Source organism: Paenibacillus sp. S33 (genome assembly GCF_053615415.1).
Genome location: NZ_JBSIEZ010000001.1, coordinates 4,409,714 through 4,427,614 on the forward strand (window position 1 = coordinate 4,409,714; position 17,901 = coordinate 4,427,614).

A 17,901-nucleotide genomic window follows, 5' to 3' on the forward strand; every position below is an offset into this window, starting at 1 on the left:
GAATAGAACCGAGGATTTCGTGAACTCCCACTTTCGGGACGACGGAATCCTTTTTTATAAGACCTAAAACTATAATAGATAACAAGAACAATGAAAAAAAGGCCTCCGAGCTCCTGTATAAGAGCTGTGGAAACCTTTTTCTGCTCGTATTGTTTTTGCATGTTGACTACTCGTCTGAGGTTAGAAAAACCGTCCCTTTTTCAGTACCAGTGGAATTCCGCCAATGATGAACAGATAGCGGAGATCCACAATTTTTTTCAATTGTGCGGCCACCCAGCCTTTTATTTTACGTTTGCCCACCACGGCGACGGCTTCGCCTTTTCCAAGCGAAGCAACCGTCCCTTTGTTGGAAAATACGAACTTGTGCAGCTCCTTTTTGCGAAGAGTAGCGGCCAGATTCTTGGCACAAAGGACCCCTTGCTGCATCGCAATTTGGGCAGTCGGTGGATAAGGACGTCCTTCGGGATTAAACATCAGGGAGCTGTCCCCGATAATAAAAATATCATCGTGGCCCGGTGCACGCAGAAAATCGTCGATTTTCACCCTTCCGCGCATCACTTCGAATCCGGCTTTCTCGATTAATCCGTTCCCACGAATCCCTCCCGTCCAGACCACCGTGCAGGCTTCGATTTTCTCACCCTCACCAACGATTACACCATCCTGCAAGCATTCCTTAATCGGAATTCCAATGCGGAAGGTGACCCCTTTACGCTTAAGGACATCCATCGCATACTCCACCAGTTCAGGATCGAACCCTGGCAGTGCCGTAGGAGCTGCCTCGACGTTAATGATTTGAATCCGGTTAAAATCGATGTCATACGCTCTAGCGAGCTGTGGCAAACGATCCGCCAACTCCGCTACAAACTCAATCCCGCTGAAACCAGCGCCCCCAACGACAAAATTGAGGCGACCTGGCTTACCATCATTTTTATACAAGGCCAGTTGGTATTCAATATGCTCACGAATCAGGCGAACCGAGTTAATACTGCGAATCGTCAGCGCGAACTTTTCCATCCCCGGAATACCGAATGTTTCTGGCTCCCCGCCTAGTCCGATGACCAAATAATCGTAGGACAGCGAGCCATCCTCCAGCACGATTTTTTTCTCCTTTGGTATGATTTCCTTAACCGTTCCTTTGACTAAATCCACCTTGAACTCATCGATTAGCTGCGCAATCGGAATCCTTGAATGTTCAATCGTATCTGTACCTGCCGCAGGCATATGAAGATGTGTCGTAATATAGTGGTAATCATGACGGTTGATCAGCGTGACATCCGCCTCATTGTGCTTGAGCTCCTTTTGCAATTGCTGAGCCGTCAATATACCGCCATATCCGGCGCCCACAATGACAATTTTGGGAATACTGCTCATGCTTCTACCCCTTCCGATATACATAATCATAATCATTAATTGTTCACAGCTGTTCTCTCAAAACGGTTAATTGATACTCACAGAAAAGTCTTCATCAAATATTAATCGCTTTAACTTTGCAAGCGGAACCCAGCAGTTTATAATGATAAACAGTGAATCATGCGTTCGGCGGCTATCTGAACCTCTATGCGGCTGATTCAATATCTACAAATCCCATACTATCCCTTTCGGAGGTGTTTTTAGAGTGACAGCTCAATCCACAGGTGCGGAGATCCGCGATCTGATTATTATCGGAGGCGGTCCAGCCGGTATTTTCGCCGCTTTTTACGGAGGAATGCGTCAGGCATCCGTCACCTTAATTGAAAGTATGCCCCAACTGGGCGGCCAGCTTGCAGCCCTTTATCCTGAAAAATATATTTATGACGTTGCTGGCTTTCCTAAAGTGACTGCACAAGAACTGGTTAACAATTTGGTTCAACAAATGAACCACTTTAATCCAGAGGTGCAGCTAGAAGAGAAAGTCGTATCGTTAGAGAAAAAGGAAGAACGCCACTTCATCGTAAAAACAGACAAAGGTGGCGAGTATCATGGTAAAGCGGTTATTATTACCGCTGGCGTTGGTGCTTTCGAGCCGCGCAGACTGGAGCTTCCAGGTGCCGAGCGTTTTGAAAAAACGAACCTGCATTACTTTGTCAGCGACCTGAGCAAATTTGCAGGCCGAAAAGTGCTAATCAGTGGTGGTGGTGACTCTGCTGTAGACTGGGCACTTATGCTAGAACCGATTGCAGAACAGGTTACATTGATTCACCGCCGTGACAAATTCCGTGCGCATGAACACAGTGTCGAAAACCTCCTCGCTTCCAAAGTAAACGTTATTACACCAACGGAAATTACAGAATTGCATGGAGAAGACACGATTACAAAAGTCACTCTTGCTCATGTAAAAACCAAAGAAACACAGGAAATTGAAGTGGACGATGTGATCGTTAACTTTGGATTTGTATCCACACTTGGCCCGATTGCTGAATGGGGAATTGAAATCGAAAGTAACTCTATCGTGGTCGACTCTCGCCAGGAAACAAATATTCCCGGCATTTTCGCCGCAGGGGACATTACGACCTATCCAGGCAAGCTCAAGCTGATTGCGGTCGGCTTTGGTGAAGCTCCTACGGCAGTCAACAACGCCAAGGTCTATGTAGATCCAGATGCCAAGTTGTCTCCCGGCCACAGCAGTAACATGAAATTGTAGTCTAGTTTAGACTATGACAAAAAAGGGTATTTTACTCCAAATTTGAATCTTTGGAGTGAAATACCCTTTTTTACGGTGTGCCTATTCGTTGCAGTGATTGTCTGTAAAGTCATTCGAACCCTGAATGACTTTACAGTCGCAGTACGAGAGCTTGTCCGGTCTAATGAAGGACTACGGCTGTATTCATCTCTAGATTTCTTTTGTGAATCTCAGCCAGCAACAGTGCAATGAAGTCACATTCAAGTTTAAGCTCGATTGCCATCTGATAGGAATCCAAAAGCATTTCATCCGTCAGCATAGCCATCCTCGACACAACCTTTCCTTTTATTTCAAAATCTATTCTATCAAAATACCAAAATCGGAACAAGCGTTCTGTTATCCACAGTCGATTGTGGAAATCCTGTGTATAAATTGTTGGTAAGTGTCGTTAACCCATATATGTGACAGGGGATAATGTGGACAATATTTATACACAGAATTTTGACGCTCGAACACAAAAAAAATATTTTTATTATTTATACAAATATATTATATTTAGCGTCTTGTTAATAGATTATATTGGAATTTTTTTAAAGAAATCAGAAATTTATTGCGGTCTTGTATTAACCTCTAAAATCCATACCCGTCCACTCTGATCAAGCCCGTAATCAAATCCCAGTTGTCCGATCCCAGGAAATCTTCTTTCCAGTACAGGAATACAGCGTCGTGTAAGTTCAATGATCTCTCGCCGCTTTTGAGTAGCAAGCCGCCGGGGATATATCATCCGAAGCGCCTCTGTTCCCTTTAGCAAAGTTCCCCCTTTGCATAGATTCGTAATGACCAGCCCAGGCCGAGCATGACGTGCAACCACCGCACGGAAAACCCATCTCTGCCCTTCCTTCACAACTTTGACTCGATAGTCGACAGGTCTACCTTGAATACTTGCCAGTTGGATGCCTTGTTGAATGAGATATGGACGTTGGATTCGGAGCTTATGGATTCCGATTACAAGCGCTCTAAAATGACTGAACCGGTGCGTGTGCTCCATACGCGTACAGGTGTATCCCCTACGCTCCTTTGCCACACGCATGACTCCGACTCCTCCGCCTCCTTTCACTGGTTTTATAAATACAAAAGCATGCCGCCGCAGCATCATGCGCAATTGTTCTTCACTATATAGACAGGTTTCCGGTATATAAACGGCGGTATGTGGATGGTGGAGCAGCGCCTTCGTCTTTAGCCATTTGCTTGCAAGTTGTCTCATCTAACCCTCTCCTTTCGCCGTCAGTTATACTTATACATACTCAACAGGAATGTTCTATTCTTGGATGATTGTCCGCGGCATGTGCCTATTTCGACAAGATCATGGCGAACGGTAGCATGCACCGAACATCACTGGTACAATGACAATAATCTACTACCATTTGCACGGAGCAACGGAAATTACCGGCAAATCGTTTTTTCAACAAGGAGGTCAACTCATGAATAGCAAAATTGGCATCATGGACATTGGCTCAAACTCCATACGTCTGGTGATCTATGAAATGACAGAGACAGGAGCCTATCGAATTGTGCAGGAATGCAAAGAAGCTGCCCGACTGAGCGAAAAGGTTGGGGCCAACGGCCGTATGGAACGGGAGGCGATTCGAAGCATCGCTCCATTGTTACGCCAATTTATGGCGGTATGCCATATGCACGGGGTTGTCCGTATGCGTGCAGCAGCAACAGCAGCCATCCGCAATGCAACGAATTCGGACGAAATCGTCCAATGGATCGCGGAGGAGACAAATTTAACACTGGAAATACTGAGCGGGGAGCAAGAAGGCTATGCCGGTTTTCTGGGCGTAGTGAACACTATGAATGTGAGTGACGGAATCATTATTGACATCGGGGGTGGCAGTACCGAAATTACGCTGTTCCGCGATCGAAAGCGACTGCATACGGTGTCATTTCCCTTTGGCGCCGTCAATATGAATTGGCGCTTTGGACGTGAGGTTAAGAATGGCGAATGGTCTCCTCAGCAGATTGAGGAAATGGAGAGCTTTGTCCGTTCTTCACTGCAAAATCATGATTGGATCTTCTCCAATCCGGGTCTGCCATTCATCGGGCTGGGCGGAACCCTGCGTACTTTGGCTAAAATCAATCAGAAGCGACAGGATTACTCACTTCCTGTGACGCACCATTACGAAATGACGATAGAAGATGTCGATTACTTCTATGGCAGCCTGCCCCATCTTCCCTATGAAAAACGCAAAAAAACAGCCGGCCTGTCCAAGGACAGAGCCGACATCATTGTACCGGGTCTTATTATATTGAAAACGATATTTGAAGCTGCTCAAGGCTCCGCGTATTTGGTCAGTGGAGCGGGTCTGCGAGACGGCCTATTTCATGAGCTGGTCAACGCTGAACAGCCCGTGGTAGCTAATCCGCTTATCACATCCATTCGCAATATCCTTTCGTTTGCTGTCCCGGTTAGCGAAGCGCATGTCAAGCGGGTTAACGAGTACGCCGTCCGTCTTTATGACACATTGGCTAACGGAACCTCAGCTGCTATGGACAAGCGCTTGTTACTGACCGCAGCAACTCTTTACAAAACGGGGGCTGCCTTGAATTACTATCATTTTCGCCAGAATTCCGTATTCTGGATTTTACATGCAGGCATTGGCGGTCTGTCCCATAGGGAAACGGTACTAGCCGCGTTGATCGCGGATTACCATCCCAAGAACCGGACTCCCCGTTTGCTACGCACACATGCCGATATTTTGGAGCCTTCCGACGAGGAACGTGTACATCGGCTCGGCTCGTTGCTCCAGCTCGCGATTGGCATGGATCGGAGTGAGTCAGGAATGATTACCAGCATCAATCCCACTACAGGGGATGACGCACTGCATCTTCGTCTGGAAAGCAAGAGTGAACCCATATTAGAACAACGGGAGCTAGAATCGGTTGCCAAGGATTTCCAAAAGGCGTGGAACCTTACATTGTCGTGGTCCATTCTACCTTCTTCCAATTTCTAACCTTCATCGCTTCAGATTGGCTTCTAATGGGAGCCTCTTTGTCGTTTCTGGATACAAATTGATAGCTGCCATTAGGCAAAAGCTGGCGCGCCTTCACATTATCCCTTAACGATAAATGCAGAATATCTGCCAGCATTTCTTTGATCCCGTCATCATAAATCGGGCACATCAGTTCAATTCGGCGGGTCAAATTGCGCGTCATCCAATCCGCACTGGACAAAAATAACTCGGAGTTCCCTCCATTTTCAAAATAAAACAATCTGGAATGCTCCAGGAAGCGGTCTACAATACTGATGACACGTATGTTCTCGCTGAATCCTTCCACACCGGGACGCAAACAACAAACCCCTCTAATGATAAGATCAATCTTCACACCTGCCTGGGAAGCTGCATATAGTTCATCGATCATCTCTTGATTGGATAAGGAGTTGATCTTGGCAATAATCCGGGCGGGCTTACCTGCCAATGCTTGCTCAGCTTCCCTACGGATGAGTTCAAACAGCTTGTTCTTCATTCCCGTTGGAGCCACCGTAAAAGCTTGCAAAGTCTTGAGCGCAGAGAATCCCGTGATTTCATTAAACAGTTCGGAGGCATCCTCGCCAAGTACCGGATCTGACGTAAACAATCCGATATCCGTATACACGCGCGCCGTGCTTTCATTATAATTGCCTGTGCCTACGTGCACATATCGTTTGAGTGCGTTGCGCTCATGACGTATGACAAGAATGATTTTGGCGTGCGTCTTCAAGCCAACCAACCCATACACTACATGACAGCCTGCTTTTTCAAGCTTACGCGCCCAGGCAATATTACGTTCCTCGTCAAAACGGGCTTTCAGCTCCACCACCACCGTTACCTGTTTGCCCGATTCGGCCGCACGTGCCAATGCCGGAATCAGCTTCGATTCCCCGTTGACACGGTACAGGGTCATTTTGATTGCCATCACATCCGGGTCCTCTGATGCCTCAATGATAAAATCAGTTACCGCATCGAATGATTCATACGGATGGTACACGAGCACGTCCCGTTTGCGAAGTACGTTGAAAATATCCTCTTGCGGGGGCAGTTCTTCCGGATACAGTGGTTTGATTGCCGGAAATTTCAAATGCGAATACCCCTCCAAATGATCGGCAAAAGACGACAAAAACGTCAGATCGAGCGGCCCGTCCATCTCAAACACATGATCGAACAGCTTGAATTCGCGTTGAAGCTCCATCAGGGCATAGGGATGAATCCCTTTTTCTACTTCCAGTCTAACCGGCGCCCCCCGGCGTCTTCGACGCAGCTCTTTTTCAATCTCTTCGAGCAAATCTTCGATCTCTTCTTCATTAATGGATAAATCGGAGTTACGCGTAACACGAAAGGCATGAACCGCCTCCGGAACATATCCAGTGAACAGCGTTTGGATGTGATGCTTGATTAGTTCCTCAATTAAAATAAATGATTTCTTCTTGCTGTTCGACCGCAAAGGCACCGTAACAACACGTGGAATATTCGAAGGCACCTGCACAATGGCAAAAAGCGGTTTATCCTCCTCCGTATCCCCGGGACGTCTCAAGACGACCGCTAAATATACGTATTTATTATGAACCAGTGGAAAAGGACGGCTCTGATCGACCGCCATCGGCGTGAGTACTGGAAATATAATTTCATGAAAATATGCATCCAGCGACTTGCGCTGTGTTGTATTTAAGTCTTCATATTCGAGCAGTAAAAGACCTTTTTTCGTCAAGAGGCGAGAAATATCACGATAGGTCCGGTATTGTTCCGATACCATCGAGACGGTACGCTTGATCAGGCGTTTGTACAAACCGGAAGGGGTATATCCCGTAAAATCCTTTTGCATAAAACCCGCCTTGATCTTCTCGCGCGTCTCTGCAACACGAACAGCCATAAACTCATCCAAATTGCTAGATACAATCGCCAAAAATTTGGCTCTCTCCAGCAACGGTGTATCTGCATCCTGAGCTTCCTGAAGCACACGGCGATTAAATTCAATCCAGCTTAAATCTCGGTTAAAGTAACGTTCTGACCCGGCTTTATCCTTATTCTGACTCTCTATCAACATATGGCCTCCATCAATTCATGCAGTATAGTATCCCTTTATTGTACTATTAGATGAAACGCACTAGCATCACAGCAGTGTAAACGCAATGTAAAATGTGTGTAAACACAAACTGGATGTATGAAAAGGTCAATCGGACGCTTTACAAAAATAGCATTAAGCGGTACAGTGTTTACGTCTGTTTCATAGAGTAGAGTAGATTGACGAACCGTTCCTTTTTCAGTTGTTTATGTTCATTACGATGTGTAGTAATCACTTAGTAGCCACGTTCAATTGCTGATTTTCAAATGGCATGATATAGGGAGGATTTACGTTATGGAACCCAAGAAAACGCCACGCGTACTGCAAAAAAACATCGAATTTTTCACCGCGGCGCTATCTCAACACCTCGTTTCGGTCTGGCAAGAGGACCCTACAGGTGTATACTGTGAGATTGGCTGTGGATATATCGAGTTATTCAGTAGCGAGATGATTCGGGTGCGCAATCAAGATGGAACCCCAAGCCATTATGACCGCAATATCACCATGTTTCAGTTAATCACGAAGGATCAGCCGATATAATTATTATATGCTATGCCTGCGCTGTTCTTCCAGATTAGAATTGTTTTATATTACAATTACCGATTTTGATATCTGCTGAATCTTGCAGATTTTCCAAAAAGCGCCTCGGAGCGCTTTTTTTGTCGACTTTTTTTGAACATCGTTTCGAAAAGCAGTATGATAAGGGAGCATATTACCTAAATTTAAAGGGGAATCAACCGATGGAGCATACAACATCAGATGGGCGCATCTTGGTTATGACCGCGGTTGAAGCCGAACGGGAAGCTGTACTGCGGGGCCTGCAAGGCGATACCCGTTTTGTGGTCGAGCTGGCTGGCGTGGGCGCATCGTCCGCAGCGGCTTCAACCGCGCTAGCACTGGCGGCGGCCGGTGACTACCGTCTGGTCATCAGCACCGGAATTGGTGGCGGCTTCGTGGAGGTCGCTGCACTGGAGAGCGTCGTTGTTGCTGACGCGATCATTGCCGCCGACCTAGGAGCCGAGACGGCAGAGGGCTTCAGCAGCGTGGACGAGCTGGGTTTCGGCTCAAGCCAGATTGCCGTGAACGTTGCCACCGCGCAGCGATTCGTTCAGGCGCTGCGCGCTGCTGGACAGACGGCTGTCGCGGGGCCGATCCTGACCGTCTCCACAGCCACCGGTACGGCGGCAACAGCGGAACGGCTGGCCAAGCGCGTTCCCGGAGCTGCTGCCGAAGCGATGGAAGGCTACGGCGTAGCCGTGGCGGCAAATAGGCTGAAACTGCCGACGATGGAAATCCGCACGATTTCCAATGCTGTCGGTCCACGTGACCGTGCAGCCTGGCGGATCAAAGAGGCTTTGCAAGCGTTGGAAGCCGCATTTTCTACATTAACGGAGGTTATATAGATGCAAATTGCTTTTTCACCTTGTCCCAACGACACTTTTGTCTTCCATGCCCTGGCGCATGGATTGATTCCGGCCGCACCCGCGCTGGACATTACATTTGCCGATATCGACATCACCAACAATCTGGCGATCACACCAGACGGACTGGATATCATGAAAATTTCGTATGCTGCACTCCCTTGGGTGCTGGATGAATACGCCCTGCTGCCTTGCGGAGGCGCACTGGGCCGGGGGTGTGGTCCGCTCGTGCTGACCAAGGAAGGTTCCACCGTCGAAGGCCCGAAAGCCCTATCCGGCAAGCGTGTAGCCGTTCCGAGTGAACGTTCCACTGCCTATCTGCTGTTCCGCCTGTGGGCAGCCAAGCATGTGCCTGGGGGTGTCGGCGAGATCGTCGTGATGCCGTTCGACCAAATCATGCCTGCTGTCCGTGACGAGGAGATAGATGCCGGGCTGGTCATTCATGAAGCACGGTTCACGTATCCGTCCTACGGACTTAGTAAGCAAGTCGATCTGGGGAACTGGTGGGAAGAAGATACAGGGCTGCCGATCCCGCTCGGAGCCATTATTGCCCGCCGTACGCTGGATTTGGATGCGATCACAAACTGGATACGTGCCTCTGTCGAATACGCTTGGAAGCATCCAGAAGCTTCGCGTGAATATGTATTGTCTCATGCGCAGGAGCTTTCACCCGATGTCGCCCAATCGCATATCGACCTGTATGTTAACGATTTTACCGCCAATCTGGGCGACAGCGGATATGCCGCCATCGAAGCTTTGCTTGGTCGCGCTGCGCAGGAAGGGCTGGTACCTTCGTTTGATTTAGCCCAACTGCGCCCTACTTCCACAACAACACGTTAAAAGGGACAGACATGCCATGCATGTTTTCCTGCTGAATAGAGTAGTTTAAACATATAAAACCTCCCGAACGAGCACATGGCCTAGCCGTGCGCCCCATTCGGGAGGTTTTATCATTTCATATGGCGAATCCTCATTCGGACTCGCTTGATCCTTATTCTTAGTTCTGTTCCTGCTCCACAACCTCGGTCTTAAATACGTTATCCAATTTGGTACCCAATCTTTTGACCAGCGGCACCTTGATATCCCGGCTCAGCTCCTTGAAAAAAGCGTCCATGTCACAATTAATCTTATCCAACACGACCTTCACGGTGCCCTCTGCCAAGATCTGCTCATTCAGATCCTCCGGTACGGTAACCGAGATATCATACTTCTTGCTTAACGTTTTAATGTAGCGGGTAAAGATTTCGATAAGCTCCTCATTGTTGAACTTCTCAACTGCAACTTGCCCTTTGTTAGTAAATTTCAAATTCACTCTCACGTTAGCATTTCCCCTTTTCCTTTTGACCATTTATTTTGGATAAACGTTGAACCTTTCAGAGGCTCTTCAAAGAAAGGGCCTTACCGGTCGTTTTAGACTCTTGTCCTTTGATATACTAAGTATAACACATTAAGGCCGTTTTCATTTCCCAACTTGTCGTTTTATGATAAAAAATGATACAATTTGCGCATTTTCAGCATAAATTCTTTCTTTTCATGCCAATCATTAGAAATAGTTTATACACAAATACACAAAAAAACGCCTATCTCGCAAAAGAAAGACGTTTCCGTATAGATGCCTAAGTGGTAAGCATTTACAGAGGTTTCGTACATTCCCAACCGTGTGAACGATACTCACGCACAGCGTCTCGTATATCCTCAATATCATCAGAATGCAGCAAAACGGCAGGTAGAATTACCCAATATTCATTCTCCGCTAGATCAATAAATACGTCCTCGACATCATAATATTGCATATCGCCAAATGCCGTATCCCTGATTTTCTGTCCAACCAAAGGTGTAAACTGGGAATCAAATGTTTTCATCACCTTCGTATATTCCTTCACGCCCGTTGCCGAGATCTGCTGTGAAATAATGACGCTCAATGCTGTTACCTCCCTGACCTAATAATGCTCATTATACCCTTCTCTCAGACCCTCTACAAAACCTTGCGCAAAAAAAATCATAAAAATCAATAGGCCGATGCCAATAGCAACGGAGCTGATTACAATAATGAAAATGCCCTGCGTGTTTCTTTGCTCCATTCGTTTCGTTAAAATTCCGAAAACCAAACCTAAGACACCCAACAATCCTCCAAAGACAAAAAAACTAAATATGAACCCCAAACCTGCAAAAATCCAGCCAAAGAAAGCGAGCAACCATCCCTGCGGCTGCGGCTCACTCTGCTTCATCTGCCAGCGTTCCCTCGCTGTAGGTGTATATCTGTCCATTTGTTAGCTCCCCCGCTCATCTTACAATCCTTAAGAAAAATTGCCGACCGAAAAGTTTAAAAGTGCCGCTTACCAAGCGGATAATTCTGAACCATCATTTCCACTAACTCAACAGACTTATAGTCATATTTTACTATGACCTCCTTTGATATTCTAGTATATTTATCCTAATCCTTGCTCCTATGTATTTGTACAGGCTTTTACTTGATTCCAGACAAACTAAACGACCTTCCCCATTAGAATTTCGAGAAAAGGCCGTTGCTACAACAATATGAATCTTTTTTACTGTTTACCGTTACTATAAACCGTACTTAACTTGGATGTTGCTCTGATGCCATTCGGACCTTCAATAATGGCACGTCCTTGTTCAGTATAACTCGATCCTCCCCAGTCGTTTGACATATCCAAATATTCTAGACCCGATCCATTTCCTTTCCAAGACCACCCAAGATAACCTACACCTTTTTGTTGGGCGTAACTCATAATGGTGGCCTCGTCAACATCACCATTTGTATGCTTGATTCCGAATTCTCCAATGATGACAGCTAGATTTTTGTTTAATACATTGTCAATATTGCTTTTTACTGTTTCGGCATTTCCTCCAGCGTATTCGTACATATGAATGGAGAACATCGTATTTTTAAGCGGATCGGCATCAAACACTTGCGTTCCGTAGTCAAAAATCGACTTCGGATATTGACCCCAACCAGCGGCGTCAACCAGAATGGTATTTTTGATGCCAGCATTTCTTAGCTTTGGAATAACTGATTTATACCCCTGTGCCCAGCCGTTTCCATCCCAAGTACCAAACCATTCATTCGCAATGTTGAGAATGACTGTATTTTCTTTTCCAATCAGTGCGCTCTTCATTTCAATCCAGTAATCTGCGATTTTATTCAACACAGCAGCATTATCACTTCCCGTACCATCGTGTACTTCAAGGATAACAACCAATTTGTTTTGTTCTGATAAAGTGATCAGGTTTTGCAACGCTGACAAATCATCTTTCGTCCATTGCTGACCGTCTGACAGCACGATTCTAATCGTGTTCGCTCCTGTTTTGGCAATTGCAGGTATCGCAACCGACTCTTGACCTTTGTACCAAGTGTAAGCGTGATTAATTCCTCTCATGACAAAGGGATTTCCCTTGCCATCATAAAGCGTCGTACCTTTAACATAAAATCCTGTATTTTGAGAGGAGTCGGAACTTGTTGTTACTTTTAAGACATTACTTGGTTCCGAAACATTGCCTGCTGCATCTTTCGCTTTTACAGTGAAATTGTAGGATGTGTTCGCAGTGAGACCCGTCACTGTATAACTTGTTGTGGTGCTCGTGCCTACCAGATCTGTTCCGTTATAAATAACGTAGCCAGTTACACCTACATTGTCTTTTGAGGTCGTCCATGTAAGAGTGACAGATGTGCTCGTCTTGGATGTGCTTTGGAGGTTTGTTGGGGCGGTTGGTGGTGTCGTATCTGCTGTCGTATCCATCTGCGTGAATCTCCACCTTTGCTGAGCGCTACCGTTGTCGGCCCATTGTTGAACGTTTGCACCGTCATGGGTATAACCACCGACAACATCCAATGCTTTACCACTAGATTGCGAGATCAGCTTATAATATCCACCACCAGCGTCAATGATTTTCCACTTCTGCTGAGCGTTCCCGTTGTCGGTCCATTGTTGAACGTTCGCTCCGTCATGGGTATTACCGCCGGCTACATCTAATGCTTTACCACTAGATTGCGAGATCAGCTTATAATATCCATCACCAACGTCGACCACTCTCCACTTCTGTTGCTCCTTTCCGTTATCGGTCCATTGTTGAACATTCGCTCCGTCATCCTTGGATCCCCCTTCAACTTCCAAGTTTTTTCCGCTATGCTGTGCTGTAATTTTGTAAACAGCATCTGAAATCATATCCGATTGGGCAGACGGTGTTGGATCAAGCGTTAGATTAGTAACTCCATCATTGTTAGCGCTTACAATAGTGGTCGGCAATATATAAACAAGCATTCCTAACGAGATCAAACACGACAATAATTTCTTCATTTTGTACCCTCCAGGTAACCAGCGTTACAATTCACCGTTTGCTCGAAGTTTCCAACATTTCTATTTAACCGCATCTCAACATACACCTCTCCCTTAGCTTATATATTCAAATTTCCATCCCTTAGGCACGTACTATGATCTCTCCCTCCCGGCCATAATTCGAAAAAGAAAAAAGAACCAAAAAGAGCTCTATCCTAATATTAGGTAAACGCTTTCAATTGTTCCAAACTAATTATGTGATTGGGAAATGAATTCTTACACATTCTAGTTTACGTTATACGAAATGTCAATTGTTAGCATAACAAAAATCTGTAAAACCACAATGATTATTAAAAAAAAAACATTCTATTAAAATAACAAATTAGTAATATTGAATACCAATCTTCATAAATTATCTCTATTTTTGCTATAAAACAATTATATTCATTCATTTTTTACATAAGTACGAAAAACACAAAAATATTCAATATTATTTTGTTATTCAAATGTTTTTTATAACATCATATCTTGTTAGCTAATTTTGCACGACAACCTCTACCATAAATTTTAATTTTTTCGATGATCTTGAATAGCATAGCAAATGAGTTCTTTGAAAATCATAGTTAAAAAAAGCACGCTATATTGGTGTTTCCAACATGCGTGCGTGATAGAAGTTATTGAAGTTCTTCTTGATCCATCGCCCCCGTTAATCCTCAAATGTCTCACCGTTCTGATACTTGGTTGATAACTCTATTCTTTCTTTAGTATTTACCAGATACACACTGCCTGCAATCAGCACCAGCCCCACAACAAACGTCAAAGTTAGTGATTCCTTGAGCATTACCATACTAAAGACCGTGGACAACACCGGTATCATAAACGTATAGGAGCCGACGGTTCCCGCATCTCCGTTGTCGATTAGTTTAAAATAAATCATCCAGCCCATCGCAATCACGAATATCGAAATAAACAATAAAATCGCGATAAAGGAGGTTGTCCAGTGGATATCGCTCCATTTCTCGGTCGTAAATCCAATCCCATTAAGTATAATCCCTCCCAAAACGAGCTGCATCGTCACCGCCCAAATGGAATCCAACTGTTGGCTTTTTTTCTTCATATAAATCGTTCCGAGCGCCCAGCACAGTCCTGAAGCTAGCCCCAACACAATGCCCAGTACCGATAAATGCCCTGCCATTCCACCAGAGCTAATCACAATCACCCCGCCAAAACCCAGCACCAGTCCAATGACCTTCAGGGGAAACATACGCTCCCCCAACCACATCCAGGAGAATAATCCTAACAGGATCGGCTGAAGGAATACTAAAGTGGAAAACAACCCAGCAGGCAAATAACGCAACCCTACCGTCTGCAAGCCATAGTAGCCTGCAATATTAAATATGGCCAGCACCAGATAAGTCCACCCATTCTGTCTAAAGCGTAAGGTTTCCCGATGACGCATAGCGAACAACAGCAGAATCACACCACCCAGTAGGGTACGGAGTCCTGAAAAAAATATCGGCGGCGTATCTGGCAAAGCCAGCTTGGTCAACGGCCAGTTGATCCCCCATACCATTACTAATATCAAGACAAGCCACAGCGTGGCTTTAGGTGTTAATTTTTTCATAGATATCTTCTCTCCCTTAGATTTTCATCGTTCATTGCTTACGACTAAAATATGAATAGCCGTTTGCAAAGTTTTGCTTTACTAGCGTATACTGTGGTCACTAATAAATAAAATGAATGTTTTCAATGAGGGAGATAACTTTTCACTTATGACCATTACTCAAATTATGATCTTCGTTCGTGTAGCTGAAACGCTAAACTTCACCCAAACTGCCCATGAGCTGCATATGACGCAGCCCGCGGTTAGCCATGCCATCGCAAGCATCGAAAACGAGCTGGATGTTCAGCTATTGCTGCGCGACCGAAAAAAAGGAGTGCTGCTGACCGATATCGGGCACAAGGTACTGCTGCAATTCCGCATGATGCTGCAAAGCATGGAAAAGGTACAGCAGCAGGTGGCTGCTGAAAAAGGTCTAGACGTGGGCACGATCACGATCGGGGCCTTTCCTTCTGCCTCAGCCTATTTTCTGCCCCCGATTATTCATCATATTCGTCAGCATTATCCGAACCTTGTTTTCGACCTACATGAAGGCTCCACGAATGAGGTCAAGGAGTGGGTTCATACCAGAGAAATCGAAGCGGGTATCATCCTGTTACCAGACCCTCAGGTAGATGTCATCCCTTTATGTCAGGATGACATGGTTATTCTCCTGCCAGACGGTCACCCTCTACAATCGCACAATAAAATCGCCATTCGAGACTTGAATCAGCAGGATATGATCTTTTGTAAAGGTGGACATGAGGTCGCCATTATGGAAGGTTTTGAACGCGAGCAAAGTCAGTTGCAGGCACAGTTCATTACTCATAATATCAGCACCTTGGTCAGCATGGTTCGACAGGGACTAGGTATGGGTATTGTCTCTTCACTCGCCTTGTCCACGTTCCCCCATGATCTGACCGTCAAGGAGACTTCACCTCTGATCACACGCCAAATCGGTATCGCTGTACCATCCCTGCATAATGCTTCACTTGCTGTACAGTTATTTGTGCGGACCGCGCAGGAGCTGTTTACAGATTCGAAGCAGTAGAAGCACTGATAACGAGATTTTGGCAGGTGTATAACGTTTCCTAAAATTACTTGAATCATTATCCTAAGGGGGGTCTATTCATATACAGGAAACTCAATTCATTGGACCGGATAGCTAAGTTCCTAACCTATTCCCGGTGATTTTTCTTGTTTTAATATGGTGTACTAAATAAATAAAAAGGAGTTTCCCATAAACCGAAAACTCCTTCGCACGTTAAGCTATTTACTGCTACAGCTTGTTCAATGTCGGACCACCAATTCTCCGGCTACATCATCCCATCGCCAAGAAACCTCATGTCCATGGAGATGCAGCCCCCCAAACCACTCGTCGATTCCTTGAACTGCAATGCGGTCCGCTGATCCATTCAGCACTTCTTTACCCAACTCTGTCAGAATTACCTTTCGGTTCAGAAAATCCGGAATTTGTCTGAAATCCAAACCGACCTTATCCCCGTCAATGATCAGCAAAGGATGTTCGCCTTGCGCTAAAGCACGAATAAATTTCCAGTATTCGAGATCACCCATGCCAAGCACATGCAGAACGTCTGTTACCTGACGAAATAATTCCAATGGCGTATCTACTCCATTATGGACTGTCTGAAGCGTGGTCTGTTCCACAATGCCAAGACCATTCCGCTCCGAGGGCAACCGCTTGAGATGTGCTGTGAAGGCTTCATAGGCAAAAGGTAGGCCAGATGCTGCCAGTTCTGCCTTCTTGTCTTCCAGCAGATTAGCCATTTGAGCAGGATCAGGAGAAGCATACGCCTGCCAAAGCTCGCTTCCGAGCTCCATCTCTTGCCGTTCAATAGTTCGCCAGGTCCCAGATAATGTCTGAAGCTGTGCCGGAGTGAGCTGTCCCAGACCATGAAATCGTTCGATTCCCGGAAACTCCCCAATACAGAGTAGGCTCAGCTTTGTACGGCCCAGTTTCTGTTTCTTGAACCAGTGGAGCAGATAGGCGAGCATGCTCTGATCAAACAGGTCATGCTCAAACCACAATACGACTTCATCAAACTTGATAAATTCACGAAGTTTCTGCTCTTGTTCCTCACATGCCGTAATAAATTCGCTGGCCGGAATACCCATTGTTTCCTCCAGGACCCGGCTCCGCAGTGCCCGTTCTTCAGCCCCCGCTGGATTTGCAAATATCGGTCCTGCCGGATATACCTCTCTCCATACAAGCACGTCACCTTGTACAACACCCTGCTTCAACATGTCACCTACAACATCACCGTTAACAATATGCAGCATGTTTTGCCCTCCCTCATACAAATGATTGAACACGGAGACGAGGTCGGCCACCGGGAGTGTACCTTTCAATTTTCGGCGGGCATCGTGCAACCGCTTCTTAAGCGTCGGAACCGGAGTGCCCAGATAATCGGAAATTTCCTGAAGAGAGTAACCGTAAAAATAAAACAGCCGCAGAGGCACGCGCAGCTTGGCAGACAGTGCCTTCACCGATTGTTGCAGAACTTGGCTCTCCTCTCTACGCTCCGCAATTTCTGCCAAACCCGGTACTCCTCCCGATACCTGCACAGCTTCATCCAGAGGAAGCACCGAATGATGCTTGCGCCGCAGCGTCCGCTGGCACTGTCTTACGACAATGGTCTTGAACCAGCCTGGAAAAGCTGCCGGGGTCTGCAGCTTCTCCAGATTCTGATAAGCCTCTATGAACGCATCCTGCACGGCATCTTCCGCGAGATGAACATCCTTCAGCATGTCATAGGACACGGCATATGCCATTCCGCGAAAATGCAGCATCAGCTGCCCAAACGCTTCCGCATCACCTAGCCGCGCCTTTTCAACCCACTCCCTCATACGTCCCTAGCCTCT

Annotated in this window: 16 protein-coding genes; 6 read left to right on the forward strand and 10 right to left on the reverse strand. The window is 46.1% G+C overall.

The features are described 5' to 3' along the window. Window positions 1–180 precede the first annotated feature (180 nt). Complete coding sequence (locus ACWGXJ_RS20070) at window positions 181–1,371, reverse strand: NAD(P)/FAD-dependent oxidoreductase (protein ID WP_452567474.1); 1,191 nt, start codon at window positions 1,369–1,371, stop codon at window positions 181–183. Between the two features lie 244 nt (window positions 1,372–1,615). On the opposite strand from ACWGXJ_RS20070, the gene ACWGXJ_RS20075 reads away from it, so the two are divergent. Beyond that, window positions 1,616–2,620: an NAD(P)/FAD-dependent oxidoreductase gene (locus tag ACWGXJ_RS20075; protein ID WP_023990157.1), complete on the forward strand. Its 1,005-nt coding sequence runs from the start codon at window positions 1,616–1,618 to the stop codon at window positions 2,618–2,620. Window positions 2,621–2,780: 160 nt separating this feature from the next. Here the strand turns inward: ACWGXJ_RS20075 and sda are convergent, their stop codons facing one another. Both sda and ACWGXJ_RS20085 read right to left on the reverse strand, forming a co-directional pair. Continuing rightward, the gene (gene sda, locus ACWGXJ_RS20080; protein WP_007431918.1) at window positions 2,781–2,924 is read right to left on the reverse strand and encodes a sporulation histidine kinase inhibitor Sda; all 144 of its coding nucleotides are present in this window, start codon (window positions 2,922–2,924) and stop codon (window positions 2,781–2,783) included. Window positions 2,925–3,206: 282 nt separating this feature from the next. Continuing rightward, the gene (locus ACWGXJ_RS20085; RefSeq protein ID WP_452567475.1) at window positions 3,207–3,863 is read right to left on the reverse strand and encodes a YheC/YheD family protein; all 657 of its coding nucleotides are present in this window, start codon (window positions 3,861–3,863) and stop codon (window positions 3,207–3,209) included. 217 nt (window positions 3,864–4,080) lie between these two features. Here ACWGXJ_RS20085 and ACWGXJ_RS20090 point away from each other — a divergent pair, with 217 nt between their 5' ends. Beyond that, window positions 4,081–5,616 carry a Ppx/GppA phosphatase family protein gene (locus ACWGXJ_RS20090; RefSeq protein ID WP_069290324.1) on the forward strand — a complete coding sequence of 512 codons (1,536 nt, stop codon included), beginning with the start codon at window positions 4,081–4,083 and terminating at the stop codon, window positions 5,614–5,616. Here ACWGXJ_RS20090 and ppk1 read toward each other — a convergent pair. Continuing rightward, a complete protein-coding gene (ppk1, locus tag ACWGXJ_RS20095) occupies window positions 5,576–7,684 on the reverse strand; it encodes a polyphosphate kinase 1 (RefSeq protein ID WP_235308432.1) in 2,109 nt (702 codons plus the stop codon). The genes ACWGXJ_RS20090 and ppk1 overlap by 41 nt on opposite strands. Before the next feature lie 312 nt (window positions 7,685–7,996). On the opposite strand from ppk1, the gene ACWGXJ_RS20100 reads away from it, so the two are divergent. From ACWGXJ_RS20100 to ACWGXJ_RS20110, 3 genes are all read left to right on the forward strand, one after another. Then, on the forward strand, window positions 7,997–8,242 hold the full coding sequence (locus tag ACWGXJ_RS20100; RefSeq protein WP_007431922.1) for a hypothetical protein: 246 nt from the start codon (window positions 7,997–7,999) through the stop codon (window positions 8,240–8,242). 200 nt (window positions 8,243–8,442) lie between these two features. Further along, the gene (locus ACWGXJ_RS20105) at window positions 8,443–9,105 is read left to right on the forward strand and encodes a futalosine hydrolase (protein ID WP_452567933.1); all 663 of its coding nucleotides are present in this window, start codon (window positions 8,443–8,445) and stop codon (window positions 9,103–9,105) included. Then, window positions 9,106–9,963 (forward strand): 1,4-dihydroxy-6-naphthoate synthase, encoded by an 858-nt coding sequence (locus ACWGXJ_RS20110; RefSeq protein WP_452567476.1) that lies wholly within the window; start codon window positions 9,106–9,108, stop codon window positions 9,961–9,963. A 157-nt stretch (window positions 9,964–10,120) separates the two neighbouring features. Here the strand turns inward: ACWGXJ_RS20110 and ACWGXJ_RS20115 are convergent, their stop codons facing one another. From ACWGXJ_RS20115 to ACWGXJ_RS20135, 5 genes are all read right to left on the reverse strand, one after another. Then, entirely contained in the window at window positions 10,121–10,441 is a 321-nt protein-coding gene (locus tag ACWGXJ_RS20115) for a hypothetical protein (RefSeq protein ID WP_014277849.1), read from the reverse strand. 313 nt (window positions 10,442–10,754) lie between these two features. Further along, window positions 10,755–11,045 carry a hypothetical protein gene (locus ACWGXJ_RS20120; protein ID WP_013311821.1) on the reverse strand — a complete coding sequence of 97 codons (291 nt, stop codon included), beginning with the start codon at window positions 11,043–11,045 and terminating at the stop codon, window positions 10,755–10,757. A gap of 18 nt (window positions 11,046–11,063) precedes the next feature. Then, a complete protein-coding gene (locus tag ACWGXJ_RS20125) occupies window positions 11,064–11,390 on the reverse strand; it encodes a hypothetical protein (RefSeq protein WP_322173156.1) in 327 nt (108 codons plus the stop codon). Window positions 11,391–11,672: 282 nt separating this feature from the next. After that, window positions 11,673–13,439 carry an RICIN domain-containing protein gene (locus ACWGXJ_RS20130; RefSeq protein ID WP_452567477.1) on the reverse strand — a complete coding sequence of 589 codons (1,767 nt, stop codon included), beginning with the start codon at window positions 13,437–13,439 and terminating at the stop codon, window positions 11,673–11,675. Window positions 13,440–14,124: 685 nt separating this feature from the next. Further along, on the reverse strand, window positions 14,125–15,042 hold the full coding sequence (locus ACWGXJ_RS20135) for a DMT family transporter (protein ID WP_452567478.1): 918 nt from the start codon (window positions 15,040–15,042) through the stop codon (window positions 14,125–14,127). Window positions 15,043–15,190: 148 nt separating this feature from the next. Between ACWGXJ_RS20135 and ACWGXJ_RS20140 the strand changes: the two genes are divergently transcribed. Beyond that, on the forward strand, window positions 15,191–16,069 hold the full coding sequence (locus tag ACWGXJ_RS20140; protein ID WP_069290331.1) for a LysR family transcriptional regulator: 879 nt from the start codon (window positions 15,191–15,193) through the stop codon (window positions 16,067–16,069). Window positions 16,070–16,308: 239 nt separating this feature from the next. Here the strand turns inward: ACWGXJ_RS20140 and ACWGXJ_RS20145 are convergent, their stop codons facing one another. Continuing rightward, the gene (locus tag ACWGXJ_RS20145) at window positions 16,309–17,886 is read right to left on the reverse strand and encodes a sigma-70 family RNA polymerase sigma factor (protein ID WP_452567479.1); all 1,578 of its coding nucleotides are present in this window, start codon (window positions 17,884–17,886) and stop codon (window positions 16,309–16,311) included. Window positions 17,887–17,901 lie beyond the last annotated feature (15 nt).